The following is a 26,175-nucleotide window of genomic DNA, read 5'->3' on the forward strand; positions in this document are numbered from 1 at the left end:
TATGGCTCGACCCGTCCGGTTGTCCCCCCGGACGGGTCTTTTCTTTTGGGGCATCCGATTTCTTGAAGCCCTCCGCGAGACCAGCTTCTGGTTGAGAGATCGCGACTCGGTCATCGGCATCGCTCCGCAGGCGCGCCATGCTTGTGCGAAGCTTGACTCGAAAACCCCTTGAATCTCCGCACGACTACGGAGTTTGACGACGAAAAGGCTGTCGTTGCTGGACAAGTCGGAACTTTTCCACAAAATATTCATGTCGCGTCTAGATTGATTCGTCTGCGTTGCGTCGCGTCCGTATTTTTCTCCTGACGGGCTGGGTTATGACACATCGCCAAGAGGCTGTTCGCGACGTGGCTATTGGCCGCGACATTGCGGCACGCTGGTGCACTCTCGCCGAGCAGCGGCTGGTGCATCTCTCCGAAATGTTCGAGACCGGGCGCTGGCGCCGCTATCACTCCGAGATCGCATTCCTCGAAAACATCCAGGAGGCCAAGCGCGCCGTTCAGACCTGGCGCGCGCTCTCGCCACGGGCGCTGATGTCGCCACGGCGGCCGCCAGCGTGTCGCCCGCATTCGGCTGGTCGCCCGCGACGATGCCCCGCATGCTCCCGCGCGAGCAACAGGCGCAGGTCATGCAGCCGAAGGCCGTGCACATCGCTCCCGAGACCGCCGTGCCGGTTGGGCTCGATCCGACACCGGACGTTCTCGCCGAAATCACCGAAGCCCCGATCGTGCCGCTTGCCGCGCCTGCAGCGATGGCACCGCTCAAAGTGCCCGCTGCCATGGCGCCGCCTACCGCGCCCGTCGCGATGACAGGACCCAAGATACCGGCCGCGATGGCAGCGCCCAGGGCGCCTGCTGCGATGGCGGCGCTTCTGCCGCAGTTCTCTCCGCCCGCCACCGAAATTGTCGCAGCCCCTGAGCGCCTCGTTGAGTTCACCTTCAGCCTCGACGGCCTGGAGGCGAAGTATCCGCTGCTGAGGAACGCGTTCTAAGGCGAACGTTCAAGAGTGCCGTCGCAATGTCTCCAACCCCGTCATCCTGAGGCGCGAGGCATGGGACGCAACGCGGCCCATGGAGAGCCTCGAAGGATGCACGGCCCGTCTGCCGACCGCATCGACGCTTACGTCGGGGGCCTAGGCGCTCCCGCGCGCCGTCGCGCAAGCTGGCTCACCGATCTCCAATCCGATCGAATAAGCGCTTCCTTCTTGGCGCGGCTCCATCCTTTGAGCTGCCGCTCAGCGGCAATCCCGTCAGTGATCCGATCGAAATACTCCGACCACACCAGGACGACAGGTCGTCTCGAGTAGGTGTACCCCTGATAGGCGCCGGCATTGTGCCCGTCGACGCGTCGCCGGTGGCGCTGCCAATGTAGAACGAGCCATCCGCACATCGCAGCATGTAGACATAGATGCCCACAACGTCCTCCTTCGAGGCTCCCCGCGCGGCGCTTCGCACCGCACGGCTCACACCTCAGGATGACGGCCGCGTGTTTGTTGTCAACATTGCATCAAGACCCAGCGCTCCGTTTTTACCCCGTCATCCTGAGGCGCGAGGCATGGGACGCAACGCGGCCCATGGAGAGCCTCGAAGGATGCATGGCCCGTCTGCCGACTGCGCGCCTACCGCCGCACCGCATTCCCGCCGACCACCAATTGCGCAAACCGCTGGGCGCCGTCCGCCGACAGATCGGACGTCACGGCGCGCGCGTGATCGAGGCCGACCACGGCGCCGCGCGGGGTTTCCGAGATCATGTTGTTGTTGACGAGCGCGGTGCCGGCGCCCGGCACGACGGATACGCCGACGCCAGCCAGCGCCTTGCGGATCACGTTGCCCGTGATCGCGACGTCGCGGAGATATTTGCCCCAGCCGGCGACGATACCGTAGGACGGCGCATTCTCGATCACGTTGCCGGTAACCGACGCATCCGCCTCGATGTAGATGCCGACGCCGGCATCGTCGTCCGGCGCGGTGCCGATTGGGCGTTTCGGGATCAGATTGCGGATGATGTTGCCCTGGACCACGGCGATGCGGCCGCCTTCGTTGAAATTGCAGACGGAGACGCCGACGGCGGCGCCGTCGACAATGTTGTTGGCGATTACAGCGGCCTCGAACGCAAACTCCGAATAGAGCGCGACCTCGCGCACGTCGCTGACACTGTTGCCGGTGATGTGGATGTTCGATGCCGAGTTGCCGCGCACCGCGGAGTAATCGCAGTTTTTGATGCGATTGCCGCGCACGATGACGTTTCCGGCGCGGAAGGCATTGATTGCGTTGCCGTACTGGCCGGAGCCGCCGGGGCCGGCTTTGATATCCTCGATGCGGTTATCAGCGACCAGCGTGCCGTCCTCGCCGATGGCCGTGCGCAGGATCTCGATGCCGTTGTCATTGGTGCCGGTGATGGTGTTGCGGGAGACGCTGAGACCCTTGGCGTCGAACGACACCACCGCCGTCACCGCGATGTTGGTAAAAAGGTTGCCGGAGATGTCGCCCGAGACCTGCTCGAGCCAGACGCCGCTGCCGCCGGCGCCCGTGATCTCGCAATCGGCGATGCGGACGTCGCGCCCCCCGAGCACGTGGATCAGCCCACGTCGTGCCGGCAGCGGAATGCCGCCGCCATCGAAGGTGATGCCGGTGAGGCCGATCGAATCGGAGCGGTCGCTCTGGATCGCCGAGGCTCCGCCAGTGAAGACGAGCTTGGTTGCGCCGCGCACGCCGATCAGTTGCGCGCCTTTCGGCAAGCGCAACAGTCCGGTGCGGTAGACGCCGGGTGGCAGCGCCAGCGGCGTCTGAGCCCGCGCGGCCTCATCGATCGCACGCTGGAGCGCACGGGTCTGATCCTCGCTGCTGCCGGGCCGTACACCATACTGCGTGGCATCGCGGCCGAGCAACGACGTCACCGGCGCCGCGCGCGCAGCATCGGCCGGCATGGCCAGCGCGCCGGCGATGCCTGCGGTCGAAGCTCCGATGAGATGGCGGCGATTGAGGTCCATGACGCGTCCTCCGGCGGACGCGGGGGTCCGCGATGGTTAGGTAGCGCAGGGCGGCTGGTGGCGTGAGGATTGTTCGCGGTAGGGTTAAATGTTTACGCAGTTGTGTTCCGCCCCTTCCGTGCCAACTGCACCATCTCCATCAGCATCGCCTCGCCGGCATCGACCAGTTCCTCCAACGTGATCCGCGGCGCGCCCTTGCGGCGCACGGCGCCACTGCGCGCCAGCAGGGGAATATGGACGAATGCTGCCAGCCGCGGCCCGCCGCCCCTGACGTTCTCGATCGCGCGCCAGCTCAGATAATTGCAGAGATAGGCACCGGCATCGCGCGAGGGGCGGGCGTCGATGCCGGTGAGGCGCGCGGCGCGCAGCAGCCTTGCCGTGTGTGGACCGAAAATCATCGCGTCCGCATTGGCGGCGATGCCGCGCTTGCTTGATCGGGTGTTGGCGGCGTCGGGCCAGAGCATGGTGACGGCGTTGCGCGCACGGCTCTCGATGCGCAGATAGGGCGTACGTGCGGCGAGGCCGAACATCAGCATCGCATCCGGCTTCTCTTTCGCTAAAACCTCCGGCAATTGCCGATCCACCGCGGCATAGGTGACCGGGAAGATGTGGCTGGAGATCGCGGCATCGTCGAGTGCGGGACGGCGCAATTGCGCCAGCCGGGCGACCAGCGGCTGCGTCGGGTTGTAGGGCGCGCCGGGGAAGGGGCCGAAGCCGGTGAGGAGAATGCGGAGCTTGTCGCTCATTGCAGCAACTCCAAAATCTGCTCGGCGGCGATCGCCGGCGTGACATGGCCATTGGCCACCTCGGTCTCGATCTTCCGAACCTTCGTCCGCACCGACGCTTCGCTGCGCAGCCGTGCCAGCATACGCTGCTCCAGCATCGACCACATCCATTTCACCTGCTGCTCGCGCCGTCGCGCGGCGAACTCGCCGGATGCGTTCATCGCCTTGCGGTGATCGAGGACCTTCTGCCAGAGTTTTGCAATGCCGTCTCCGGTCAGTGCCGAATAGGTTTCGACCGGCGGATGCCAGTGCTCGGAGCGCGGCGTCAGGATATGCAGCGCGCCGCGATAATCGGCGGCGGTGATGTTGGCGCGCTTGAGATTGTCGCCGTCGGCCTTGTTGATCGCGATCATATCGGCGAGCTCGACCAGGCCTTTCTTGATGCCTTGCAACTCATCGCCGCCGCCGGGCAGCATCAAAGCGAGGAAGAAATCGGTCATGTCGCAGACTGCGGTCTCGGATTGGCCAATGCCGACGGTCTCGACCAGCACGACGTCGAAGCCGGCTGCCTCGCACAGCAGCATCGCCTCACGTGTCTTGGCGGCGACGCCGCCGAGGGTACCCGAGGATGGCGAGGGCCGGATGAAGGCGTGGTCGGAGGCCGAGAGCTGCGCCATCCGCGTTTTGTCGCCGAGGATCGAGCCGCCGCTGCGCGCCGAGGACGGATCGACAGCGAGCACCGCGACCTTGTGGCCCTGTTCGATCAGATGGGTTCCGAGCGCATCGATGGTAGTGGACTTTCCGAACCCCGGGCGAGCCGGTGATGCCGACGCGGACCGCCTTGCCGGTGTCGGGCAGGAGCATCTGCACCAGCTCACGCGCCAGCGCCTGATGGTCGTTGCGCCGGCTCTCGACCAGCGTGATGGCCCGCGCCAGCGCCGCGCGGCTGCCGACGCGCAAATCGCGGGCGAGGGTTTTGATGTCCAGCGAGGCCTTCTTCTCAGTCATGCCCTGCTTTACAACGCCCCGGCGGGGCAGGCGAGGGTTGCTCGCCCGATATCACCGGGATGTCGCCGCCACTCCCGTCCGTACCGGTTTCAGCTTCCGCCACGCCCAGACCATCACCGGCCACAGCAGCGCCCCGATCGCCATGGCGGCGAGGATGGCGGCGACGGGGCGCTCGAAGAACGGCAGGATGCTGCCGTCGGACTTGATCAGCGAGGTCACGAAAGCCTGCTCGACCATGGTGCCCATGACGATGCCGAGCACCATCGCGGCGACGGGATAGCCGTTGGCCTCCATCACATAACCGATGATGCCGAAGGCGGCGACGGTGACGACGCCGAACATGTTGTTGCCGATCGCGAACGAGCCGACAGCGCAGCACAGCATGATGATCGGCATGATTGCGGAGCGCGGTGCCAGCAGGATGTAGGCGGCGATCCGGATCATGGCGATGCCCAGCGGGATCATCAAAATGTTCGCGATGATGAACATCAGGTAGATCGCGTACATGCTCGACGCTTTCTCGGTGAACAGCGTCGGCCCGGGATTGAGCCCCTTCATGTAGAGCACGCCGATCGCGATCGCGGCGATGGTGTCGCCGGGAATGCCGAACAGCAGCGAGGGCACCCAGCCCGAGGCGATGCTGGCGTTGTTGCTGGCGCCGGCCTCGACCAGGCCTTCGACATGGCCGGTGCCGAATTTTTCCGGCTCCTTGGAGAAGCGCTTCGACATCGCATAGGAGACCCAGGCGGCCATGTCGGCGCCGGCGCCGGGCAGTACGCCGATGATGATGCCGACGATGTTTCCGCGCGTCATTTGCCAATGATACTTCTTCGTCAGCATCCACTGGCCGGCCATGATGCTTCCGAATTTGCGCCGCGGCAGCGGCGGCGGCTCCGGCGTCAGCATCGCGCGCATCACCTGCGCCACCGCGAACACGCCGACCAGTGCCGGGATCGGCTCAATGCCGCCGAACAGGTCCGTGAGGCCGAAGGTGAAGCGCGGCACGCCGCCGGGATTTTCGATGCCGATGCACGACACCAGCAGGCCGAGGAACATGCCCGCGATCGCCTTGACCGGCGAGGAGCGCGCCACCAGCGTCGCGCACATCAGGCCGAGCAACGCCAGCCAGAAATATTCGAAGGTCGAGAACGACAGCGCGATCTCGGCCAGTGGCGGCGCCAAGATCATCAGCGACAGCACGCCGGCGATGCCGCCGACGGCCGAGAACCACACGCCGGCCCCGAGCGCCAGCTCGGCCTGCCCCTTGCGGGTCATGGCGTAAGCCTCGTCCGCATAGGCGGCGGAGGCTGGCGTGCCGGGGATGCGCAGCAGCGCACCCGGGATATCGCCGGAGAAGATCGCCATCGAGGACGCTGCGACGATGGTCGCGATCGCCGCGATCGGCGAGAGATAGAAGGTGACGGGGACGAGCAGGGCGGTTGCCATCGTCGCCGACAGGCCCGGCAGCGAGCCGATCACGAGCCCGTACACGGAGGCTGCGAACATCGCGATGATGACCTCCCAGGTGGAGATCAGTGCGAACGCTTCAATCAGGGTTTTCAGCATGAATTCACCAGGGCGTCGGCAGCAGGCCGGCGGGAAGCGGCACGCGCAGCAGCTTGCCGAAGATGAGATGGATGGCGAAGGGCGACAGCGCGGCGAGCGGCAGCGCCAGCTTCCACTTCGCCCCTAACGCGGTCGAGGTGACATAGACCATGATTGCCGCGGTGATGATGAAGCCGAGCCGGTCGGCCGCGACCACGTAGAACAGCAGCAGCGCCGGCGGCAGCAGCGCGCGCAGGCTGTAGAACTTGCCCTGCGGCGGCGCTGCGGCGGCGGCTTGGCCGTCCTCGAGCGGGATCAGCTCTTCCTCCTCCTCGAAGGTGTGACCGATGCCGAACACGATCGCGAGCCCGCACAGCGCAAGGCCGATGCCGATCACGAGCGGAAACACGTTGGGGCCGACCGGCTGCCCCGGCACCGGCGGCAGCAGCCAGCCGCCATAGGCAGAGGCTGCGCCGAGCACGACGAGAAACGATCCCGTGACCGAGTCGGGAAGACGCATGGGAGGAGCCTATGAAAGATGTTCTCCCTCTTCCCGCGCGCGGGAAGAGGCGATCAGCGCGTGCAATCCCGGCATCATCCCGGTGCCGGATGCCGGATCACGCCTTGCTCAGACCCGCCGCCTTCATCGCCTCGCCCATCTGAGCGTCGCCCTTGTCCATGAAGCTGCCGAACTGGCCGGCATCGCCCCACACCGTGCCGAAGCCGCGATTGCTCATGAAGTCCTTGAACTCGGCGGAGTCATAAACCTTCTTCAGCGCGGCGGTGAGCTTCGTCGCGATCTCCGGCGGCAGGTTCTTTGGCGCGCCGATCCCGCGCCAGGCGCCGGTCGCGTAGTCGATGCCCATCGCCTCCTTCAGCGTCGGCACGTCCTTGAAGATCGGATTGCGCGCCGGCGCCATGATGGCAAGGCTCCTGGCCTTGCCGGCCTCGATGATGGCGCGGGCTTCCGGCACCGAGCAAGTGGTGAGGTCGAGGCCGCCGGCGGCGAGATCCTGCATCGCGGGCGCGGCACCGTTCGACGGCACCCAGGCGACCTGGTTGGCGGGCAGGCCCATTGCCTGCATCCAGCCGACCAGCGCGAGATGCCAGATGCCGCCCTGGCCGGTGCCCGAGGCCTTGAACTTGCCGGGAGGGGCCGCCTTGATCGCCTCGGCGAGCTCCTTCACCGTCTTGTAGGGCGAGGAGGAGGAGACCTGGATACCCGGCGGGTCCTCGTTCATCAGCGCCAGCGGGGTGTAGCTCTTCGGCGCCAGCTCGGTCAGCCCCTGCCAGTGCATCATCGAGATTTCGACCGTGAGCATGCCGATGGTGTAGCCATCGGGCTGCGCGGTCGCGATCGCGGTATGGCCGACGACACCGGACCCGCCGGTGCGATTGACCACGTTGAAGGGTTGGCCGAGATCCTTTTCCAGAAGGGCTGCGACAATCCGCGCAGTCGCGTCGGTGCCGCCGCCCGCGCCCCAGGGCACGATCACGGTGACGGGCCGCGCCGGGTAGGCTTGCGCAAATGCGGGAGTGAGGCCGAAAGCGGCGGATGCCGCGACCGCGGCAGTTGAGGCCGCAAAGGTGCGGCGCGTAATCTTGGACATGAATGCCTCCCAGCGGCGCCCGTGATTACCGGGCGCTCTTGTCAATGGCGGCATTCTAGTCGGCTTTGCAGCGCCGCTGCAAGGTAGCGCTACCAGCGCGTTGTGAGCAATGCGGCGCTGCTCAAACGATGGTCACTGCGGCTCTTCCGCGTCGGCCTTCGGGCGCGCGCCGCCGAACATGCGGGTGCCTTCCGCGGTGAGATAAGGCTTCAGCGTTTCCCACGGCGCGAATGCGACATATTCGCCCTCGGCGTAGGGTCCGACTGCATAGGGCGGGTAGTGGAAGGTGAGCCCGGAACTCTTGCCCGCATCGGTCGAAGGCGCGAGCGTCACAGCGCCGATCTTGAGCAGGCTCGGCTCCACGCTTTTGAACCATTCATCGGTCGCGGTCTCGCTGGTATCGCGCTTCTTCTTCTCGAACTTCAGCGAGGCGATCACGGCCTTCACCATCGCCTTCATGGTTGGGCCGTTGTCGGCGGTCTCGGTGAAGAACGGGCGGATCGAGATGCGCTTGTTCTCTGCCTTGTCCCACAGGATCGTGTTCACGTCCGAATTGGGATGGGCGCCGTGGGTATCCATGTAGTCGTTGCGGAGAATGCTGACATAGCGCTCGGCGACGACGGAGCGGATCGCATATTTGCGCTCAAAGTCCCAGCCGCCGTCCTTGAAGAACTGCGGATCCTCTTTGCGCGAGGCGGCAGCTTCAGCCGCGTTCTTGTCGAGCCACTTTTTGCCCTCAGCGAGACAATCCGCCGCCAGCGTCGGGGCAGCCTTGATCTTGTCGTCGAGGAAGACGCGCGCCTCGATGCTCTTGTTTTTGATGACGGCGTCGGGTTTGGGGTCGGCGGCGAGAGAGGGACCCAACAACGCGCCGCAAGCTGCGATCACAGCCAGTGTGTGCGTGAACGTTGGCGCGGAAAATATCACGCAATGTCCTTCTTGCCTGAGATCGACGGCGACACTACTCCGCCGCCTCGCTATGTCCGAGCCGGGCGTTCAGCTTGCGGATCAGCTCCTCGGCCGCGTCCGCGATCACCGTGCCCGGCGGGAAGATCGCTTCGGCGCCGGCCGCATAGAGCGCGTCGTAATCCTGTGGCGGCACCACGCCGCCGACGATGATCATGATGTCGTCGCGGCCCTGCTTCTTCAGCGCGCCCTTCAATTCCGGTACCGCCGTGAGGTGGGCGGCGGCGAGGGAGGAGACGCCGAGGATGTGCACGTCGTTCTCGACTGCCTGCCGTGCGGCTTCGTCGGCGGTCGCAAACAGCGGCCCGATGTCGACGTCGAAGCCGATGTCGGCGAAGGCCGACGCGATCACCTTCTGGCCGCGGTCGTGACCGTCCTGGCCGATTTTTGCGACCAGGATGCGTGGGCGGCGGCCTTCGGCTTCCTCGAAGGCGTCGATCAGCGCCTGAACCTTCTCGACCCGGTTACCCATGCTGGACGCCTCCCGCTTGTAGACGCCGGTGATCGACTTGATCTCGGCGCGGTGCCGGCCGAACACCTTTTCCATCGCGTCCGAAATCTCGCCGACGGTCGCCTTCGCGCGCGCGGCGTCGATGGCGAGCGCGAGCAGATTGCCGTTGCCTTCGCCGGCCGAGCGCGTGAGTGCTGCGAGGGCGGCGTCGACGTCCTTCTGGTCGCGTTCGGATTTCAGCCGCGTCAGCTTGTCGATCTGGAGCCGGCGGACATTGGTGTTGTCGACCTTGAGAATGTCGATCGGGGCTTCGTCCGTCGGCTTGTACTTGTTGACGCCGATCACGGCCTGCTTGCCGGCATCGATCCGGGCCTGGGTCTTGGCCGAAGCTTCCTCGATGCGCAGTTTCGGCACGCCGGCCTCGATCGCCTTCGCCATGCCGCCGAGCTCCTCGACCTCCTGGATGTGGCTCCACGCCTTGGCAGCGAGGTCGCGCGTGAGGCGCTCGACGTAATACGAGCCGCCCCAGGGGTCGATGATGCGAGTGGTGCCGCTCTCCTGCTGGAGGAAGAGCTGGGTGTTGCGGGCAATGCGCGCGGAGAAATCGGTCGGCAGCGCCAGCGCCTCGTCGAGTGCGTTGGTGTGCAGCGACTGGGTATGGCCCTGCGTCGCCGCCATCGCCTCCACGGTGGTGCGCATCACGTTGTTGAAGACATCCTGCGCGGTCAGGGACCAGCCCGATGTCTGGCAATGCGTGCGCAGCGAGAGCGAACGCGGGTCTTTCGGATTGAACGGCTTGAGCAGCTTCGCCCAGAGCAGCCGCGCGGCGCGCATCTTGGCGACTTCCATGAAGAAGTTCATGCCGGTCGCCCAGAAGAACGACAGCCGCGGCGCGAAGCGGTCGACGTCGAGGCCCGCCGCCAGGCCGGCGCGAAGATATTCGACGCCGTCGGCCAGCGTATAGGCGAGCTCGAGGTCCTGCGTCGCGCCGGCCTCCTGCATGTGATAACCGGAGATCGAGATCGAATTGTATTTCGGCATTTTCTGCGAGGTGTATGCAAAAATGTCCGAGATGATCCGCATCGAAGGCGCGGGCGGATAGATATAGGTGTTGCGCACCATGAACTCTTTCAGAATGTCGTTCTGAATTGTCCCTGAGAGCTTTTCCGGCGCCACGCCCTGTTCGCCCGCGGCGGCGACATAGAGCGCGAGGATCGGCAGCACCGCGCCGTTCATGGTCATGGACACGCTCATCTGGTCGAGCGGAATTCCCGCAAACAGCGTGCGCATGTCGTAAATGGAATCGATCGCAACGCCGGCCATGCCGACGTCGCCGCCGACGCGCGGATGGTCGCTGTCATAGCCGCGATGGGTGGCGAGGTCGAAGGCGACCGAGAGCCCCTTCTGTCCGGCTGCGAGGTTGCGGCGGTAGAATGCGTTGGAATCCTCCGCCGTGGAGAAGCCGGCATATTGCCTGACGGTCCAGGGCTGGTTGACATACATGGTCGGGTAAGGGCCGCGCAGATAGGGCGCGATGCCCGGATAGGTATCGAGGAAATCAAGCCCGGCGAGATCGGCCTCGCCATAGGCGGGTTTCACCAGAATGCCCTCGGGCGTCAGCCAGGGCTCGGCGCTGCCTGATGGCGCGGCGCATGTGGTCCGCTCGAAGGCGATGTCTGCGAAGTTCGGAATGCGGCTCATGGTTTCAACCATATCATAGGCGCTCAATCATGGTCCGGATGCTGATGGCTGACGATGGTCGCTATCTTCTCCGGTCCGTAATTCTGCTGCGTGGTCTGGCTCGGCAAATTGGAGATGCCGACCACCCAGCCCAGGCGGGATTCGGTGCCGAACTGCCGCGTCGGCACGATCTGGTCGGGGCGGTCGAAGGCGCCGGTCATGATCTCGATCCGGTCGCCGTCGATGCGGCCAAAACTCAGCGGCGTGCCGCAGGCGGCGCAATAGCCACGTTCGGCGATGGATGAGGAGCGGAAGAACGACGGCTTCCCCTTGATCCAAGCAAAGTCCGTCTTGTTGATGTCGGCAAAGGAGGCGAACGGCGCGCCGCTGGCCTTCTGGCACATCCGGCAGTGGCAGATCGAAACCTTGTTGGGTGCTTCCGTCAACGCAAAGCGGACCGCGCCGCATTGGCAGCCGCCGGTGAGAACGGGTTTGCCTGCTTCCGTCATGGCTGCTCCATCCGTCGATAGGCGTCCTGCAATGTCGCAAGCGCATCGCCACCGGCGAAGACGAAGCCCGTGACGCCGGCGGCACGCAGCGCCGCCTCGGTATCCGTCGGGCGGCCTGCCAGATAGATAAGTCTGCTACCTGCGGTTTGCAGGGCCTTCGCCGTTGCCTCGGCATGTTCCGCATAAACCTTGTCACTGGAACAAAGGCAGGCGAACTCGGCGCCGGAGGCCTTGAACGCGGCAGCTAACTGGGATAGATCGGCAAAGCCCTCGCTGTCGACGGCCTGAATGCCGCCGGTCTCGAACAAGCTTTTGGCAAAGGTCGCCCGCGCCGTGAAATCGGCGGGCGTGCCGAGATTGGCCAAAAACACTTTTGGCCGCGCGCCGCGCGCCTTCAACGCCGCGTCCGATTTGTCGCGCAGCGCCTCGAACGGTTCCGCCAGCCGGATCGGCGACAGCGCGTCGAACTTGTATTTTTGCTCGCCGTAGGGCGCGAGCGCGACCGGCGTCGCGTTCAGCACCGCCGTCTCGCGCTCAATGCAGGTTCGGGAACTCGCTGGCGCCGGTCAACACGTCGCGGCGCTTTGCGATGCTGGCCTCACGCGCTTTTCGCGCGGCCGCGACCTTGCTCTGGAACACGCCTTGCTGAAGCGCGGCAAAAGCGCCGCCGGCTTTCTCGCTCTCCTGGAACAGTGCCCAGGCCGCGTCGCAGAGCTGCGCCGTCAGCGTCTCGATGCCGCCTGCGCCCGCCGCGGGATCGCTGACCTTGGCGAGGTTGCTCTCTTCCAGCAGCACGGCTTGCGTGTTGCGGGCCACGCGCCGCGCGAAGGGATCGGGCAGACCCAGCGCCAGCGTGTGCGGCAGCACGGTGATCGCGTTGGCGCCGGCGAGTCCCGCCGCAAACGTCGCCATGGTCGCGCGCAGTATGTTCACATCGGGATCGCGCTGCGTCAGCATGCGCCAGGCGGTATCGGCGGCGACGAACAATGGCCTTGGCGTGAGCCCGCACGCCGTCTCAATGCGCGCCCAGAGCAGCCGCAGCGCGCGGAATTTTGCCATGGTGAGGAACTGGTCTGCATCCGCCGCAAGCCGCGCATAGACCATGCCCTGCGCCTGCTCCAGCGGAACGCCGGCGCCTTCAATCGCGCGCAAATAGGCGACACCGCAGGCGAGCACAAAGGCGAGCTCCTGCGCCTCGGAGCCGCCGGCATCGTGGATCACGCGTCCGTCGGCCGAAGCAAACGGCCCCTTGAAGCCGAGCGCGACGAGGCCCTTGATGCCGCCGGTGACGGCAGGAACGATCTCCTCCCAGCTATAAGGGCTGTGGCCCCACACCGCGCCGGCCGCGAGCGGGTCGAGCCCGAAGCGGATGTCGCAGGCACCGGGATCGATGCCGTTGCCCTTCACATATTCCGCGAGATGGATCGCCGCCATCCGCGATTGCGGACCGATCTCAAGCTCGAGGCCGATGCCGGCATCGAGATGGACGTCCTTCAAGATCTTTGCGACTGCGTCTGCGGTCGGTTCCAGCCCGAACCCGTGGGCGCCATTGCCGCCGGCGAACACCAGCGCAAGCCCCGTCGCGCCATTTTCGAGATCGGTCAGAGCTTGCGCATTCGCCGCACTTGCATCGGGATGGTCGATCCGCTGCATGATCTGCCAGGGCGCCGCCGCCAGCCGCCCCACCACGGGCGCAACGCCTTTGGCGCGCGGATAGAGCGGTTCGATCCTGACACCGTCATAGGTCTTGCCGACCAGCTTTTCGAACGGCGCGCCCTTCAGCACGCCATCGACCAGCTTGCGCCAGTCTTCGACGGTCGCCTTGGGAAAATCCGCCGCCAGCGGCAGGTCGTCAGTCACGGAGGTCATACGGCCAAGGGCTCCCGGAAATCTTGTTGTGCGCGGGCGAAATTGCCACGGCCGGCCGTCCCTGCAAACGGTTGTTTTTGGTTAACCGGTATCCGGAAGCCGCTCAATGCCTTGCGTCGAGACGCTGGCTAGCCCGTCGCGCACACGAATGCCGGCGATCACGCGGTCGGGCGCAATCTCGGCCAGCGGCACCAGCACGAAGGCGCGCTCGAACAGGCGCGGATGCGGCAACGTCAAATCGGGCTTCTGAAACGACACATCGTCATAGGCGATCATGTCGAGATCAAGCGTGCGCGGGCCCCAGCGCCGCTCCTTGTCGCGCGTGCGGCCGAATTTCTGCTCGACCTTCTGCATTACGAACAGCAGCGCGTGCGGATCGAGATCGGTCTCGATCTCGACGCAGGCGTTGATGAAGGGATCCTGGTCTTCGTCGCCCCAAGGCGGCGTCGCGTAATCCGAGGATCGCGCGATCATCGCGGCTTGCGCCATGCCGCAGATATGGGCGATCGCCTTTTGGAACGTCGCGCGGACATTGCCGACATTGCCGCCGAGTGCGATCAGCACGCTTGCCATGTCAGGGTTGCCGCGAGCGCGTCAGCATGATGCCGACGTCGTCGAAGATCGCGGCGATCGGCGCATGCGGCTTGTGCACGGTGATCTTGACCGCACGGATGCGCGGAAAGTGCGACAGGATCGCGTCGGCCACCGCGCCGGCCGCGCGCTCCAGGAGCTTGTAATTGGTGTTCTTGAACGCAGCCGTCGTGGTCGCCACGACCTCGGCGTAGGACACTGTGTCGGCGAGCCGGTCGCTGCGCGAAGGCTCCGACAGGTCGGTATAGAGTTCGAGGTCGATGACAAAACGCTGGCCGACCTCGGTCTCGTGCTCCATCACGCCGTGGCGGGCATGGATCGACAGGCCGGTCACGAAGATCGTATCGGTCATGGCTTGCTCTCGATTGCGTGCGCCACTCGCAGGGCCTGCAAAGTCTCGGCGACGTCATGGGTCCGGATGATTTTTGCGCCGCGCTGCGCGGCGATGAGATGCGCGGCGATCGAGCCTGCAAGCCGCTCTTTCGGCTCCGACGGTGACACCGAGGCGATGAAGCGCTTGCGCGAGGCGCCGACCAGGACCGGCAGGCCGAACATGTCGAATTCACGCAACCGCGCCAGCGCGGTCATGCTCTGCTCGGCCGTCTTGCCGAAGCCGATGCCGGGATCGAGCACGATCTTGTCGCGGGCGATGCCGGCTTGTGCGGCGATGTCGAGCGAGCGCTGAAAGAACGCGGTCATGTCCGCGATGATGTCGATAGCGGGATCGACGCTGTCGCGGTTGTGCATGACGATGACGGGGACGCCTTTGGCGGCCACCAGCGGCGCCATGCCGGCGTCGCGTTGCAGGCCCCAGACGTCGTTGGCGATCGCAGCGCCCTGGGCGAGCGCGAACGCCACCACCTCCGCCTTCATGCTGTCGATCGAGACCGGCACGCCGAGCGACACGACGCCTGCCAGCACCGGCTTGAGCCGTACCAGTTCGTCTTCCGCCGTGACCGGCCGGGCACCCTTGTAGGGTCGGGTGGACTCGGCACCGACATCGATGATGTCGACGCCGGCCTCGATCATCGCCCGCGCCCGCGCGATTGCCTGCTCGGGCGCGATGAATTCGCCGCCGTCGGAGAAGGAATCCGGGGTGATGTTGAGCACGCCCATCACCGCCGGGATCGGCCGCTCGAGAAGCGTCCGCAGCACGTCAGGCCCGACTGAACCGGCCGCCGGGACGGATGGGGAAAGCGAGGCATTCATGCGCGTCGCTTTGCGCGGTCGGGAAGGGGGAGTCAAGAAGGGAGGGGGCGCAAATACGTGCCACTCTATCACCGTCCTGAGGTGGCCGCTTCTTCAGCGGCCCTCGAAGGGCGACGGCCCGGCGCTCTCCGAGTGGTGGCAGCGGTGGCCGTTCATCCTTCGAGGCTCTCCACGGGACGCGTCGCGTCCCGTGCCTCGCACCTCAACCGACAACCGCTTCGCGGTTGCGCGGGGATGACGGAGCTACCATCAATACGAAATCTTCGGCGGCAGCTTCTTCGCCTTGGCGATGATGTCGCCGACCGACTTTTCGGAAGGAAGGATGCGGAGGAGCTTTTTCTTTTCGTTGGCGTCGCGCATGCTCTGTGCGAGCCTTGCCGGATTCCGATAAGAGAGCTCGCGCACGGTGGTGACGCCGGCGGCGCGGACCAGTCCGACCTTGGCCCTGCCCATGCCGGGGATACGCATGTAGTCGGAGACGTTGGCCCATTCCAGCAGCAGCTGCTCGCTGATGCCGGTCTTGGCGGAGAGCGCCTTGCGGCCCTTCACGGTTGAGGCCGCTTCGAGCAGCGCGTCGGTTGTGCGGATACCTTGCGCCTTCAACTTGTTGGCGGCAAAGATCGACAGGCCCTCAATCTCGGAGATCGGATATGTCATGATACTCGATATGAAATGCGCAAGCTTCAGGCGAACTGGCTGAGGCCCGGTGTCCCCGCGATGATCTTGCCCATCTGATCCGCTCCGATTTTGTCTCGGCCGAAGCGAAAAAGTTCACGGGCGACGTTCTGAATCTCGGACATGCCAAGTCCCAGGCCCATCAGGCGCGTGCCGACGGCCATCAGGCCGCCGCCCATCAGCCGCGACAGTCCGCCGCCGCTCCTGGACGCCTCGATTGCGGCCTCCGCACCGGGGATATGATCGATCAGGGTCTGGACACTGTCGGAAGGCCCCTCGTTGCGGAGGAAGCCCAGGATAATGCCGATCGTCTTTTCAGCGTCAGCACTATCTATGCTGGCGATTGTCGCCAGCCGTCCGATCAGCTCGTCCATATGGCCTGCCCCTCAGCCGGTTCACATGCCGGGTATTGTTTTCGAACATGATCTTGAGCCGGTGCGATGTGAAATACAAGCGATGAACGCCACCAACGTTCCGATTCATTCTCGAACGCGCGGCAAGTGTTGCAGCGATGCAAGAGCGGAGATGGAATCGGCGAAAAAATGCCGCGGTGCGAATGCGTCGTTCCTACTTTCGACGGATGCCGCTCGCATGTTTCCGATAATGTCGCATGCTTGGAGCGCGTGGAATGGTTTTAATCGGCGCGCAACATGCGTTAAAGTACGGAACTGGTGCATTCGAGTTTCGATACGCGAAACACGGCAGAGAGATCAGAGAGAATAATGACCGCACAGGACAGTAAGCTCGGCGACACCGACGACAAGATCTTCGTCGGCAAGGGAGACGAGCAGGCGTGGCTGACGCTGGCGCTCGCCAATCGCCACGGCCTCGTCACGGGTGCAACGGGAACCGGCAAGACGGTGACGCTGCAAGTCATGGCGGAAGGATTTGCGCGCGCCGGCGTTCCGGTCTTCGCCTCCGACATCAAGGGTGACCTCTCCGGCATCTCCGAGGTTGGCGAAGCCAAAGACTTCATCCTCAAGCGCGCCACCGAGATGGGGCTGACATTCCAGCCCGACCAGTTCTCGACGGTGTTCTGGGACGTATTCGGCGAGCAGGGCCACCCGGTGCGGGCGACCGTCACGGAAATGGGCCCGTTGCTGCTTGCACGCATGCTCGACCTGAACGACGTGCAGGAAGGCGTGCTCAACGTCGCCTTCCGCGTCGCCGACGACAACGGGCTTGTCCTGATCGACATGAAAGATTTGCGGGCGCTGCTCGATGCCATCGTGCCCGACAGCGGCAAGAAGGGGCCGGACGCCGCGGCGGATCCGCTCGCCGAGATTCGCAAAGCCGCGCAGGGTTTTGGCAACGTCACCAAGGCCACCGTCGGCACCATCCAGCGCCAGCTTCTGGTGCTGGAGAACCAGGGCGGCACCAAATTCTTTGGCGAGCCGGCGCTGACGCTGAAAGACTTCATGAAGACCGACCGCGACGGTCGCGGCATGGTCAACATTCTCGTCGCCGACAAGCTGCTCCAGAGCCCGCGGCTTTACGCGACATTCCTGCTGTGGATGTTGTCAGAACTGTTCGAGGAGCTGCCGGAGGCCGGCGATTTGCCAAAGCCGAAGCTGGTATTCTTCTTCGACGAGGCGCATCTGCTTTTCAACGACGCGCCCAAGGCGCTGATGGACAAGATCGAGCAGGTCGTGCGTCTGATCCGCTCCAAAGGCGTCGGCGTGTATTTCGTGACGGCAAAACCCGGTCGATGTGCCCGACCGCGTGCTCGGGCAATTGGGCAACCGGGTGCAGCACGCGCTGCGCGCTTTCACGCCGCGCGACCAGAAGGCGGTCGCCGCCGCGGCCCAGACTTTTCGGCCCAACCCGAAGCTCGACACCGCCAAGGTGATCATGGAGCTCGGCAAGGGTGAGGCGCTGGTGTCCTTTCTCGAAGGCAACGGCACGCCCTCGATGGTCGAGCGGGTGATGATCCGGCCGCCCTCGGCCCGGATCGGACCGATTACGCCGGAAGAGCGTAAGGCGATCATGGATGCAAGCCCGGTGAAGGGCAAATACGACACCGCCGTTGATGATGAGTCCGCCTACGAGATGATCCAGAAACGCATTGCCGGCACGGCTGCGCCTGCCGATCCAGGCGCGGCGGGCGGTGGAGGCGGCGGCATCCTCGGCCAGATCGGCTCGATCGTCGGCACCATCTTCGGCACCAACGTCAAGCGCGGCCGCCTGTCGACGGGCCAGGTCATCGCGCGCGACATGACCCGATCGGTGACCAACCAGGTGATAGGGGGGATGGCGGCCAATATCGGCAAATCGGTCGCCGGCAAGCTCGGTGGCTCGATCGGCCGCACGCTGGTCCGCGGCGCGCTCGGCGGCTTGCTGCGGCGCTAGGCATGCAGTCGCTGTTTTAGGCCGTTCGCCGTATCAGGCCGTTTTCGGGAAGTTGCCTGATGCGCGACGGGAACAAATTCGGGTGAACAGGACTCTCCAAGCGTCCATCGGTCTGCTAGGTGCTATGGCCCATGACTGGACCACACCGTGACCTCACCTGAATCTTTCGCCGAACCCGGCGCACTCCGAACACTGTCGCTGCGTGCGCCGCTCGACCTGCTCTTCCTGCTCTGCTGCTTCATCCTGGCCGCCGACGTCCTCGGTCCCGAGATCTTCGGGCATGGCAAGACCAAGGATTACGGGCTGTGGTACTGGGCCGGGCAGCAGGTCTTGCAGGGCGGGCCGCTCTATCCCGACGACATCCATGAGTACTTCGAGTTCATCTACCCACCGCTGCCGGCAATCCTGCTCGCGATCCCGAGCTGGTTCGGCAAGGTCGCGCTCTACACCGTGCTGTCGATCCTGAATATTGTGGCGTGGTGGTACACGGGAATGTTTTCCAACGCCATGACCGGTTCGGGCCACAGGCCCGGCCCCTGGCTGGAGGCGCTGCCCGCTTTCGTCACCGTGACTTTCGTGTTCGACATGTTCGATCTCGGCCAGCCGAACCTCGTCCTGCTGGCGATGATGCTTTACGGCTTCTGGAGCTTGCAGCATCAGCGCTCCTGGCTTGCAGGCTTCATGTTCGCGCTCGCCACCGCCATCAAGGTGTTTCCCATTGCGGTGCTGCCCTATCTGGTCTGGCGACGGAAGTGGGGGGCCGCCGTTGCAACAATTGCCTTCACCGGCATGCTTCTCTATGTCGTGCCGGCACCCATTCGCGGCTTCGAGCGCAACGCCGCCGAGCTCAAGACCTGGTATCAGGGCATGGTCGGGTCGAGCTCGGAAAAGGGATTTGGCCAGCGCGACGAGCAGAACTGGTCGTGGGTGAACCAGTCCCTCATTGCTGTCACGCACCGGCTGGTCCGGCCGATCAACTACAATCAGGAAGATGCCAACAAGCCGCCGCGCACGATGAATGTCATCGACGTCGATTACAGGACGGCGAACTGGATCGTGCTGGTGCTGTCGGCGTTGCTCGGACTCGCCTTCGTCGCGGTCATGCCACGGCAGGGGCGGCGAACGGCGCGGTCGGACGCCGAAGAGCTCGGCATCCTGTTCTGCCTGATGACGGTGGCATCGCCCCTGGCGCGGCAATACTACTTCATGTGGCTGTTCTTCCCAATGACGGTGCTGATGCATCGCGCCGCCTTCGACGAGCGGGCGAACGTACGCCTGGGAACCTGGCTCGCCCTAGGCGCCGCCGGCGTGCTCATGCTGCTGTCGCTGCCGTGGTTTCCCAATGTCTTTCAGGCCTGGGGCAATAACCTCGTCGCCACGGCGGTCCTCGCAGGTAGCCTCGCATGGCACATCCGCCATCCGCCGGATGCGGCTGGTCCCAAGGTCGCGGCAGCGCTAAAAGCCAAGACATCTTGAACGCAGGGAACACGACCATGGCCAATGCACAGCTTCAATCCGTGCTCGACCACATCGACAAGGATTTCGACAACAGCCTGGAGCGTCTGTTCGCGCTGTTGCGGATCAAGTCGATCTCCGCCGATCCCGCCTTCGCGGCGGATTGCAAGGCGGCGGCCGAGCATCTGGCCAAGGACATCGCGAGCCTCGGCGTTGCGACTGAAGTGAGGCCGACCGCCGGCCATCCCGCGGTCGTCGGCAAGAGTGTCGCCGGTGGCCGGCCGCATGTGCTGTTCTACGGTCACTACGACGTGCAGCCGGTCGATCCGCTCGATCTATGGCACCGTCCGCCATTCGAGCCCGTTGTCACCGACCATGCCGACGGCCGCAAGATCATCGTCGCGCGCGGCGCCGAAGACGACAAGGGCCAGGTCATGACCTTCGTCGAGGCCTGCCGCGCCTGGAAGAAGGTGACGGGCTCGCTGCCGATTGACGTCACTTTCCTGATCGAAGGCGAGGAAGAGGTCGGCTCGAAGAATTTCGTGCCATTCATCGAAGCCAACAAGGCCGAGTTTGGCGCGGACTACGTGCTGGTCTGCGACACCGGCATGTGGGATCGCGACACGCCGGCGATCACGACGTCGTTGCGCGGCCTGCTCTATGAAGAGCTGAAGATCACCGCCGCCAATCGCGACCTGCATTCAGGCGTGTTCGGCGGTACGGCGATGAATCCGATCCGGGTGCTGACCAAAATTCTGGGCAGCCTGTTCGACGACGACAACCGCATCATCATCCCCGGATTCTATGACGGCGTGAAGGACGCACCGCCGGAAATTCTCGCGCAGTGGAAGAAGCTCGACTTCACGCCGGCGACGTTCCTCAAACCAGTCTGGGCTATCGATACCGGCCGGCGAGAAGGGCCGGCTCCTGGTCGAGCAGGCTTCCACGCGTCCGACCTGCGACGTCAACGGCATCTGGGGCGGCTATATCGGCGAGGGCTCCAAGACGGTGATTCCGTCACACGCATCGGCAAAGGTGTCGTTCCGATTGGTCGAAGGCCAGGATCCCGCGAAGATCCGCAAGGCTTTCCGCGAGTATGTGTCGGCGCGGATTCCGGGAGATTGCAGAGTTGAATTCGGCGACCATTCCGCCGGGCCTGCGATTGCGCTCGACTGGAACATGAAGCCGCTCGCCGCGGCCAAGACCGCGCTGACCGAGGAATGGGGCAAGGAGACCGTGCTGATGGGATCGGGCGCCTCGATCCCGATCGTCGCCGATTTCAAGCGCACGCTGGGCCTCGACTCGCTGCTCGTCGGCTTCGGCCTGGACGACGACAATATCCACTCGCCGAACGAGAAGTACGACCTGCGCAGCTTCCAGAAAGGCATCCGCTCCTGGGCCCGCATCCTCGCCGCGCTCGCGGAAGTGAAGTAGGGACGCTCTATCTCCGTCATTGCGAGCGAAGCGAAGCAATCCAGTATCGCTTCGTGGAAACAGTCTGGATTGCTTCGTCGCAAGAGCTCCTCGCAATGACGTGCGGAAAAAGCCGTGCCAAATAAAAACGCCGCCCGGAATTGGACGGCGTTTTATTCGAAAAGGTGTAGAGGTTAGTTGACCCCTACCTTACACCAAATCCGGAAAATTTCAAGACCGGTAGCCCGGAAGCTCGCGGTCGAGCTTGCGGAGCAACGGCGGCCATACCAGGTTGGTGGCGCGCAACTCGGCGCGGTCGCGGTTGGCGAGCAGCTCGGTGTTCTTGTCGATCGCGATGTCGTCGACCGGATAGACCGGCGTGCCCAGCGCGCGCGTACGCACCTGCATCGAGCAGGCGCGCTCGAGGTGATACATGCGCTCGAAGGCCGAGGCGACCGAGCGGCCGACCGTCATCGTGCCGTGGTTGCGCAGCAGCATGTGGTTGTGGTCGCCGAGATCCTTCTGGAGCCGCGGCCGCTCGTCATGGTCGAGCGCGATGCCTTCATAGTCGTGATAGGCGAGGTCGTGGGTGACGAGCTGGGCGGTCTGGTTCAGCGGCAGCAGGCCTTCGGCGCTGCTCGACACCGCGGTGCCGTCCAGGGTGTGGAGATGCAGCACGCAGATCGCGTCCTCGCGCACCTCGTGGATCGCCGAATGGATGGTGAAGCCGGCGGGGTTGATGCTGTACTCGCTCTCGGAGAGCTGGTTGCCGTGCAGATCGACCTTGACGAGGCTCGACGCCGTGATCTCGTCGAACATCAGCCCGTAGGGATTGATGAGGAAATGATGCTCGGGGCCGGGTACGCGCGCGGAGATGTGGGTGTCGACCAGATCGTCCCAGCCGTAGAGCGAGACAAGCCGATAGCAGGCGGCGAGATTGACCCGTTGCTGCCACTCGGCCTCCGTCATGTTCGACGGCACTTCCTTCAGACGCGCTTCCGCTGGCGACATGGGTTATCTCTCCGAACATCGTTGTTACGGAGCGGGAGCGTAGTCTTGGTGATGGCCGGCGGCAAGGCGCTGAAAGCGCGGCAGTTAGGCGTGGCCCGCATAGAGAAAATTATTACGGCGCCGGGATCGAGAGCAGGCTGGAAATGCTGCTGCCGCGGATGTCGTAGACGCGGGCGAACACCACGTCGTCGCGTTTGATCTCGACCAGCACGGGCGCGGTGAGGCCCTTGCAGTAGAACTCACCGAGCGTCATGGCGAAATCGGCGGCATGGGAATCCCAGCCGATGGTGAAGTCGGGGCCGAGCGCGACCTGGGCGGGGCGCTGCGGACCGCACACGGCGACCTTCCATTTGCGGTTGCGCGGCGGCACTTCCTGGCGTTCGACGAGCTGCTCACGCAATTCGTCGGAGGCCTGCTTCAGCGCGAGGCCCCAATAATCCAGCATGAAGCGATCGTCGGCGCCGCGCACGGTGCCGGCGATGTGGTTGAAGTGGGTGTATTGATACGGATGCAGCCGGATCATCTCGGCGAGCGAGAGGGCAAGGCCAAAGCAGAAGGTCGCGAGCACGACCGGCTGCCAGGTGCGGTGATTGGCGCGCAGGCGCTCGATGGCCCAGCCAAAGGCGACGCCGCCGAGCACCGCCATCGGCGGGATCACGAAGACGAAATGGCGGATGCCGTTGTACAGTGCCGGTCGCTTCACCATCGCGATCGCGAGCGGCAGCGTCGCGGCGAGCGTCAGCATCAAGAGGATGGTCTTGCGGCGGGCGGGAACCTCGCGGCGCGGCAGCATCGCGAAGGTGCCGATCACGGCGCCGAACATCAGCAACAGCATCACCTCGGACAACTGAAGCGCGAACAGCGTCGGCAGATAGGACCAGGGCATGTCGGGCACGGACACGATCGCGCCGTCGAACATCTCCTTCCAGGGCTTCTCGAAGAAGTGCGAGAAGTAGGTCAGCGCCTCGAAGGGATTGCCGGGCTCCATGATCGACCACGGCCAGATCAACCCCATCACGAGGTAGCCGAGCACGAGGCCGGGCAGCAGCAAATAGACGACATGAGCGAAGCGGCGGACCGATTCGCGCAGGCCCTCGCCACGCAGTTCCTCCAAAAGCAGCGGCATGAAGCCGATCACGGCGTAGACCAGCGCAAGGCCGCCAAGGATGCGGGTGCCGAGCGAGAGGCCGGCGCCAAGGCCGACGATCAGGATCGTGCGCGGCGAAGGCTGCGGATATTCTTCGGCGAGGCGGACCAGACCCAGCATCAGGATGATCATGGCCACCGCGAAGGGCGCATCCTTCGGATTCATGAACATGTGGCCGTAGAAGATCGGGCAGAGTGCGAGCAGCAGGAGCGAGGCAAGTCCCGCAAGGGGGCCACCGATGCGGCGGCCGAGCCGCCACGTCACCGCAAGCCCGATCACGCCGACGACGGCGCCGACCAGACGGCGCGTCTCGAACAGCTCGAGCGGAATCACCTTGTGCAGGAGAGCCGCGACCATGTCGAAGCCGCCGCCATACATGTAGAGGTTGGCGAAGGAGAGTGCCGCGGTGTCCTTGAAACCGGAACCGAACATGCGCAGCAACAGGTCGGCATATTCAGCGTGGGTGTAGTCGTCCCAGCCGAGCCCGTAGTCGCGGAAGGTCAAGCCTGCAATGACGGCGACCGCAGCCAGCACCAGCATGGCGAGATCGTCGCAAGTCCGTTCAACCGAGCGCCGCAGAGGCGTTTCGATCGCCGAAGTCGTGATGGATGTCATGGCTATTGGTGACCCGGAATCCCCGCTTGGCCCTGCTGGTGCGCGCGGGCCTGCTCCCCGGAATCCCTATAGCGCAGTTCCATTACCAAGTAATTGGGCATTATGGCTAAATTCCTGATGCGACGCAGCAAATCCGACCAACTTGAGAGCTACTTAGAACTAGCGATCCGTAGCTGAAGGGAATGTGAATAAGTGCCTGATATCCTTCCCTTCAGGAACAGAGGCTTCAATTCGACGTTGGCGTGGAACACGGTATGACGGTATCGTGGCGTGACGGGTGTCGCGTATGGCTGCGCGGCCGGGGGTGAGTTAGATGGCGTTGGTATTGTTGATCGCGGGGATTTTCGCCGTTCTGGCGGGCCTCCTTGCGATCCTGTTTGGCTTTACCGTCAGGGAATTCAGTCTCGGCAGCACCCTCATAATCTCCGGCTCGATCGGCGTCTGCTCCGGGATGTTACTGGCCGGCCTCTACGTCGTGGTCGCGGAACTGAAGGGCATCGCGCGCCGGCTGGCTGGATCAGGCGCACCGTCCGATGTTCGGGTCAGGCCCGTGCTGCCGGGCCCCGGGATGCCTGGAACGCCCGCGCCCGAGCCGGTGGGCGCAGCGAAGATCGAGCCGACGCCGCCATTGCCTGCCTCAGGGCCGCCGCCGTGGCAGAACGAAGCGGCCGCGCGGGAGCGTCCGCGCATCGAGCCGTCGCCGGAGCCGGAAGTGCCGGTCCTGCCTGAGGCTGCGGAACCGCCGCGCCGGCGTAACCTGATGTTCGCCTCGACCTCCCGCAAGGAGCGCGAGCGCGCGGAGGCGAAGGGCGGCGAGGGCGTGCCGCCGCTGCCGCATGCGGAGCCGTCGGCGGCGCCTGACGCACCGGATGGTCCGCCTGCGAGCTTTGACGACGCCTGGCCGAAGCCGGACCGTATGAGGCCTCCGGAGCCGCCGGCCGCCTCGCGGCGCCCGCCGCCGCGCTCGCCGTCGACCTTCGCGGAGGCTGCTCCTCCACCTGCACCCGAGCCGGCTCCAGCGGTCGAGCAGGCGCCCGTGACCGTGCTCAAATCCGGCATCGTCGATGGCATGGGCTATTCGCTCTATTCCGACGGCTCGATCGAAGCGCAGATGCCCGAGGGCATGATGCGCTTTGCCTCGATCGACGAGCTGCGCGCCCATCTCGACCAGCGGTCCTGAGATCTGCTGCAGGCAAGTAAAGCGTGGCTATTCTTGTCGCACCGCCAGTAAATCAGTCCAGCCTCGTCAGTCATCTCATTTCAGCCGAACGTATTGTTGACACGGAATACTTCCGCGTCGTCAATCCCGTGAGACGCAAGGTCGAGAAAGGTCGGGCCCATGTCGGATGCCGGGGCTAAGAATTTCATTGAGCTGACGGCGAGCATCGTGTCGGCCTATCTCAGCAACAATCCGACGCCTGCGGCTGAGATTCCGAACCTGATCAGCCAGGTGCACGGCGCCCTGGTGCGGGTGTCGTCAGGCCGCACCGAGACAGCGCCGCTCGAGCCGGCGAAGCCGGCGGTCTCGCTGAAGAAGTCGATCGCGCCGGATTATCTGGTCTGTCTGGAAGACGGCAAGCGCTTCAAGTCGCTGAAGCGCCATCTGCGCACCCAGTACAACATGACGCCGGAGCAATACCGCGAGAAATGGGGCCTGCCTGCCGACTATCCCATGGTCGCGCCGAACTATGCGGTGGCCCGCTCGCAGCTTGCGAAGCAGATGGGACTGGGGCAGCAGCAGCGGAAGCGGAAGTAGAGCCGCTGTTACATCAGCTCACTCGGCCCTCATCCTGAGGAGCCCGCAAAGCGGGCGTCTCGAAGGACGGCCGCGGGCGAGAGCGGGGCCTTCATGGTTCGAGACACGCGTTCCGCGCTCTCACCATGAGGGTCCTCATGACGCTTCCGCGAGCGCTTCTTTCGCGTCGGTCTTGATACGCTCGACCATCGAGCGCAGGCCGTTGGAACGCTGTGGCGTCAGATGATCGCGAAAGCCGAACTCGTCGAACACGGCAATGGCGTCAGTCGCAAGAATCTCCTGAGGCGTGCGGCCGGAGTAAAGCGACAGCACGATCGCGACCAGCCCGCGCACGATGTGGGCGTCACTGTCGCCGCGATATTTCAGGATCGGCGCGCCGCCATGGCGATGATCGATCAGCTTCTGGAGCCAGACCTGGCTGACACAGCCATTCACCTTGTTCTCGGCCGAATGCTCAGCCTCGGACATCGGTTCCAGGGTGCGGCCGAGCTCGATGACGTACCGGTAGCGGTCGTCCCACTCGTCCAGAATCTCGAAATTGTCCCTGATTTCGTCGATCGTCGTCATGCTGGCCCGTGTTCCCGTTCAGGCCAATATAGGGA

20 protein-coding genes and 6 pseudogenes are annotated in these 26,175 nt (G+C 64.6%); 7 read left to right on the forward strand and 19 right to left on the reverse strand.

All coding sequences use genetic code 11. The features are described 5' to 3' along the window. Nucleotides 1-317: 317 nt before the first annotated feature. Nucleotides 318-539, forward strand: a pseudogene (locus tag ACVWW3_RS05545) (TIGR03809 family protein); the annotation flags it as partial. A gap of 59 nt (nucleotides 540-598) precedes the next feature. Further along, complete coding sequence (locus ACVWW3_RS05550) at nucleotides 599-991, forward strand: hypothetical protein (RefSeq protein ID WP_456672455.1); 393 nt, start codon at nucleotides 599-601, stop codon at nucleotides 989-991. Between the two features lie 128 nt (nucleotides 992-1,119). Here the strand turns inward: ACVWW3_RS05550 and ACVWW3_RS05555 are convergent. From ACVWW3_RS05555 to ACVWW3_RS05630, 16 genes and pseudogenes are all read right to left on the reverse strand, one after another. Continuing rightward, nucleotides 1,120-1,415, reverse strand: a pseudogene (locus tag ACVWW3_RS05555) (GIY-YIG nuclease family protein). 203 nt (nucleotides 1,416-1,618) lie between these two features. Next, nucleotides 1,619-2,989, reverse strand: coding sequence for a TIGR03808 family TAT-translocated repetitive protein (locus ACVWW3_RS05560; protein WP_456650672.1), 1,371 nt, complete (start codon nucleotides 2,987-2,989; stop codon nucleotides 1,619-1,621). A 92-nt stretch (nucleotides 2,990-3,081) separates the two neighbouring features. Beyond that, complete coding sequence (locus ACVWW3_RS05565; protein WP_456650671.1) at nucleotides 3,082-3,735, reverse strand: pyroglutamyl-peptidase I family protein; 654 nt, start codon at nucleotides 3,733-3,735, stop codon at nucleotides 3,082-3,084. Continuing rightward, a pseudogene (gene meaB / locus ACVWW3_RS05570) lies at nucleotides 3,732-4,722 on the reverse strand (methylmalonyl Co-A mutase-associated GTPase MeaB). Before meaB ends, ACVWW3_RS05565 begins: the two are co-directional and overlap by 4 nt. 51 nt (nucleotides 4,723-4,773) lie before the next feature. Then, on the reverse strand, nucleotides 4,774-6,288 hold the full coding sequence (locus tag ACVWW3_RS05575; protein ID WP_247447781.1) for a tripartite tricarboxylate transporter permease: 1,515 nt from the start codon (nucleotides 6,286-6,288) through the stop codon (nucleotides 4,774-4,776). Nucleotides 6,289-6,292: 4 nt separating this feature from the next. Then, nucleotides 6,293-6,787 carry a tripartite tricarboxylate transporter TctB family protein gene (locus ACVWW3_RS05580; protein WP_247349896.1) on the reverse strand — a complete coding sequence of 165 codons (495 nt, stop codon included), beginning with the start codon at nucleotides 6,785-6,787 and terminating at the stop codon, nucleotides 6,293-6,295. A 97-nt stretch (nucleotides 6,788-6,884) separates the two neighbouring features. Beyond that, nucleotides 6,885-7,877, reverse strand: coding sequence for a tripartite tricarboxylate transporter substrate binding protein (locus ACVWW3_RS05585; RefSeq protein ID WP_247447780.1), 993 nt, complete (start codon nucleotides 7,875-7,877; stop codon nucleotides 6,885-6,887). A gap of 132 nt (nucleotides 7,878-8,009) precedes the next feature. Continuing rightward, complete coding sequence (locus ACVWW3_RS05590; RefSeq protein ID WP_456671898.1) at nucleotides 8,010-8,744, reverse strand: RsiV family protein; 735 nt, start codon at nucleotides 8,742-8,744, stop codon at nucleotides 8,010-8,012. Between the two features lie 94 nt (nucleotides 8,745-8,838). Then, nucleotides 8,839-10,995 (reverse strand): methylmalonyl-CoA mutase, encoded by a 2,157-nt coding sequence (scpA, locus tag ACVWW3_RS05595; RefSeq protein WP_456652060.1) that lies wholly within the window; start codon nucleotides 10,993-10,995, stop codon nucleotides 8,839-8,841. A 23-nt stretch (nucleotides 10,996-11,018) separates the two neighbouring features. Next, nucleotides 11,019-11,483, reverse strand: coding sequence for a GFA family protein (locus ACVWW3_RS05600; protein ID WP_456650669.1), 465 nt, complete (start codon nucleotides 11,481-11,483; stop codon nucleotides 11,019-11,021). Then, nucleotides 11,480-13,352 (reverse strand): annotated as a pseudogene (locus ACVWW3_RS05605) (methylmalonyl-CoA mutase family protein). Before ACVWW3_RS05605 ends, ACVWW3_RS05600 begins: the two are co-directional and overlap by 4 nt. Before the next feature lie 81 nt (nucleotides 13,353-13,433). Then, nucleotides 13,434-13,925: a 2-amino-4-hydroxy-6-hydroxymethyldihydropteridine diphosphokinase gene (gene folK / locus ACVWW3_RS05610; RefSeq protein WP_456650667.1), complete on the reverse strand. Its 492-nt coding sequence runs from the start codon at nucleotides 13,923-13,925 to the stop codon at nucleotides 13,434-13,436. 1 nt (nucleotide 13,926) lies between these two features. Continuing rightward, nucleotides 13,927-14,295, reverse strand: coding sequence for a dihydroneopterin aldolase (gene folB, locus ACVWW3_RS05615; protein WP_426610100.1), 369 nt, complete (start codon nucleotides 14,293-14,295; stop codon nucleotides 13,927-13,929). Further along, nucleotides 14,292-15,152, reverse strand: a complete 861-nt coding sequence (gene folP / locus ACVWW3_RS05620) for a dihydropteroate synthase (RefSeq protein WP_456650666.1) — start codon at nucleotides 15,150-15,152, stop codon at nucleotides 14,292-14,294. Before folP ends, folB begins: the two co-directional genes overlap by 4 nt. 249 nt (nucleotides 15,153-15,401) lie before the next feature. Continuing rightward, nucleotides 15,402-15,809, reverse strand: coding sequence for a DUF4332 domain-containing protein (locus tag ACVWW3_RS05625; protein WP_247447773.1), 408 nt, complete (start codon nucleotides 15,807-15,809; stop codon nucleotides 15,402-15,404). 26 nt (nucleotides 15,810-15,835) lie between these two features. Next, nucleotides 15,836-16,201, reverse strand: a complete 366-nt coding sequence (locus ACVWW3_RS05630) for a DUF2267 domain-containing protein (RefSeq protein ID WP_247349904.1) — start codon at nucleotides 16,199-16,201, stop codon at nucleotides 15,836-15,838. Between the two features lie 348 nt (nucleotides 16,202-16,549). On the opposite strand from ACVWW3_RS05630, the pseudogene ACVWW3_RS05635 reads away from it, so the two are divergent. The 3 genes and pseudogenes from ACVWW3_RS05635 (at nucleotide 16,550) to ACVWW3_RS05645 (ending at nucleotide 21,065) form a co-directional block, all read left to right on the forward strand. Further along, nucleotides 16,550-18,176, forward strand: a pseudogene (locus ACVWW3_RS05635) (helicase HerA-like domain-containing protein). 147 nt (nucleotides 18,177-18,323) lie between these two features. Next, complete coding sequence (locus ACVWW3_RS05640) at nucleotides 18,324-19,652, forward strand: glycosyltransferase family 87 protein (protein WP_456650664.1); 1,329 nt, start codon at nucleotides 18,324-18,326, stop codon at nucleotides 19,650-19,652. Nucleotides 19,653-19,669: 17 nt separating this feature from the next. Then, a pseudogene (locus ACVWW3_RS05645) lies at nucleotides 19,670-21,065 on the forward strand (M20/M25/M40 family metallo-hydrolase). Between the two features lie 210 nt (nucleotides 21,066-21,275). On the opposite strand, the gene ACVWW3_RS05650 reads toward ACVWW3_RS05645, so the two are convergent. Both ACVWW3_RS05650 and ACVWW3_RS05655 read right to left on the reverse strand, forming a co-directional pair. Then, the gene (locus ACVWW3_RS05650; RefSeq protein WP_456650662.1) at nucleotides 21,276-22,055 is read right to left on the reverse strand and encodes a class II aldolase/adducin family protein; all 780 of its coding nucleotides are present in this window, start codon (nucleotides 22,053-22,055) and stop codon (nucleotides 21,276-21,278) included. 112 nt (nucleotides 22,056-22,167) lie between these two features. Next, nucleotides 22,168-23,817 carry an ArnT family glycosyltransferase gene (locus ACVWW3_RS05655; protein WP_456650661.1) on the reverse strand — a complete coding sequence of 550 codons (1,650 nt, stop codon included), beginning with the start codon at nucleotides 23,815-23,817 and terminating at the stop codon, nucleotides 22,168-22,170. Nucleotides 23,818-24,130: 313 nt separating this feature from the next. On the opposite strand from ACVWW3_RS05655, the gene ACVWW3_RS05660 reads away from it, so the two are divergent. Together ACVWW3_RS05660 and ACVWW3_RS05665 are read left to right on the forward strand one after the other, a co-directional pair. Then, nucleotides 24,131-24,997 (forward strand): DUF308 domain-containing protein, encoded by an 867-nt coding sequence (locus tag ACVWW3_RS05660; protein ID WP_456650660.1) that lies wholly within the window; start codon nucleotides 24,131-24,133, stop codon nucleotides 24,995-24,997. A gap of 159 nt (nucleotides 24,998-25,156) precedes the next feature. Further along, on the forward strand, nucleotides 25,157-25,573 hold the full coding sequence (locus ACVWW3_RS05665; protein ID WP_036005917.1) for a MucR family transcriptional regulator: 417 nt from the start codon (nucleotides 25,157-25,159) through the stop codon (nucleotides 25,571-25,573). A gap of 135 nt (nucleotides 25,574-25,708) precedes the next feature. On the opposite strand, the gene ACVWW3_RS05670 is transcribed toward ACVWW3_RS05665, so the two are convergent. Next, on the reverse strand, nucleotides 25,709-26,140 hold the full coding sequence (locus ACVWW3_RS05670) for a SufE family protein (protein WP_247349912.1): 432 nt from the start codon (nucleotides 26,138-26,140) through the stop codon (nucleotides 25,709-25,711). Between the last annotated feature and the right edge of the window lie 35 nt (nucleotides 26,141-26,175).

Source organism: Bradyrhizobium sp. LM2.9, from assembly GCF_054056555.1.

Coding starts and splice junctions, on each gene's coding strand:
- ACVWW3_RS05670 (WP_247349912.1), bottom strand. CDS start 26,140: ATGACGACGATCGACGAAATCAGGGACAATTTCGAGATTCTGGACGAG.
- ACVWW3_RS05565 (WP_456650671.1), bottom strand. CDS start 3,735: ATGAGCGACAAGCTCCGCATTCTCCTCACCGGCTTCGGCCCCTTCCCC.
- ACVWW3_RS05655 (WP_456650661.1), bottom strand. CDS start 23,817: ATGACATCCATCACGACTTCGGCGATCGAAACGCCTCTGCGGCGCTCG.
- ACVWW3_RS05575 (WP_247447781.1), bottom strand. CDS start 6,288: ATGCTGAAAACCCTGATTGAAGCGTTCGCACTGATCTCCACCTGGGAG.
- ACVWW3_RS05585 (WP_247447780.1), bottom strand. CDS start 7,877: ATGTCCAAGATTACGCGCCGCACCTTTGCGGCCTCAACTGCCGCGGTC.
- folP (WP_456650666.1), bottom strand. CDS start 15,152: ATGAATGCCTCGCTTTCCCCATCCGTCCCGGCGGCCGGTTCAGTCGGG.
- ACVWW3_RS05660 (WP_456650660.1), top strand. CDS start 24,131: ATGGCGTTGGTATTGTTGATCGCGGGGATTTTCGCCGTTCTGGCGGGC.
- ACVWW3_RS05550 (WP_456672455.1), top strand. CDS start 599: ATGCTCCCGCGCGAGCAACAGGCGCAGGTCATGCAGCCGAAGGCCGTG.
- ACVWW3_RS05625 (WP_247447773.1), bottom strand. CDS start 15,809: ATGACATATCCGATCTCCGAGATTGAGGGCCTGTCGATCTTTGCCGCC.
- ACVWW3_RS05665 (WP_036005917.1), top strand. CDS start 25,157: ATGTCGGATGCCGGGGCTAAGAATTTCATTGAGCTGACGGCGAGCATC.
- ACVWW3_RS05600 (WP_456650669.1), bottom strand. CDS start 11,483: ATGACGGAAGCAGGCAAACCCGTTCTCACCGGCGGCTGCCAATGCGGC.
- ACVWW3_RS05560 (WP_456650672.1), bottom strand. CDS start 2,989: ATGGACCTCAATCGCCGCCATCTCATCGGAGCTTCGACCGCAGGCATC.
- ACVWW3_RS05650 (WP_456650662.1), bottom strand. CDS start 22,055: ATGTCGCCAGCGGAAGCGCGTCTGAAGGAAGTGCCGTCGAACATGACG.
- folB (WP_426610100.1), bottom strand. CDS start 14,295: ATGACCGATACGATCTTCGTGACCGGCCTGTCGATCCATGCCCGCCAC.
- ACVWW3_RS05580 (WP_247349896.1), bottom strand. CDS start 6,787: ATGCGTCTTCCCGACTCGGTCACGGGATCGTTTCTCGTCGTGCTCGGC.
- scpA (WP_456652060.1), bottom strand. CDS start 10,995: ATGAGCCGCATTCCGAACTTCGCAGACATCGCCTTCGAGCGGACCACA.
- folK (WP_456650667.1), bottom strand. CDS start 13,925: ATGGCAAGCGTGCTGATCGCACTCGGCGGCAATGTCGGCAATGTCCGC.
- ACVWW3_RS05630 (WP_247349904.1), bottom strand. CDS start 16,201: ATGGACGAGCTGATCGGACGGCTGGCGACAATCGCCAGCATAGATAGT.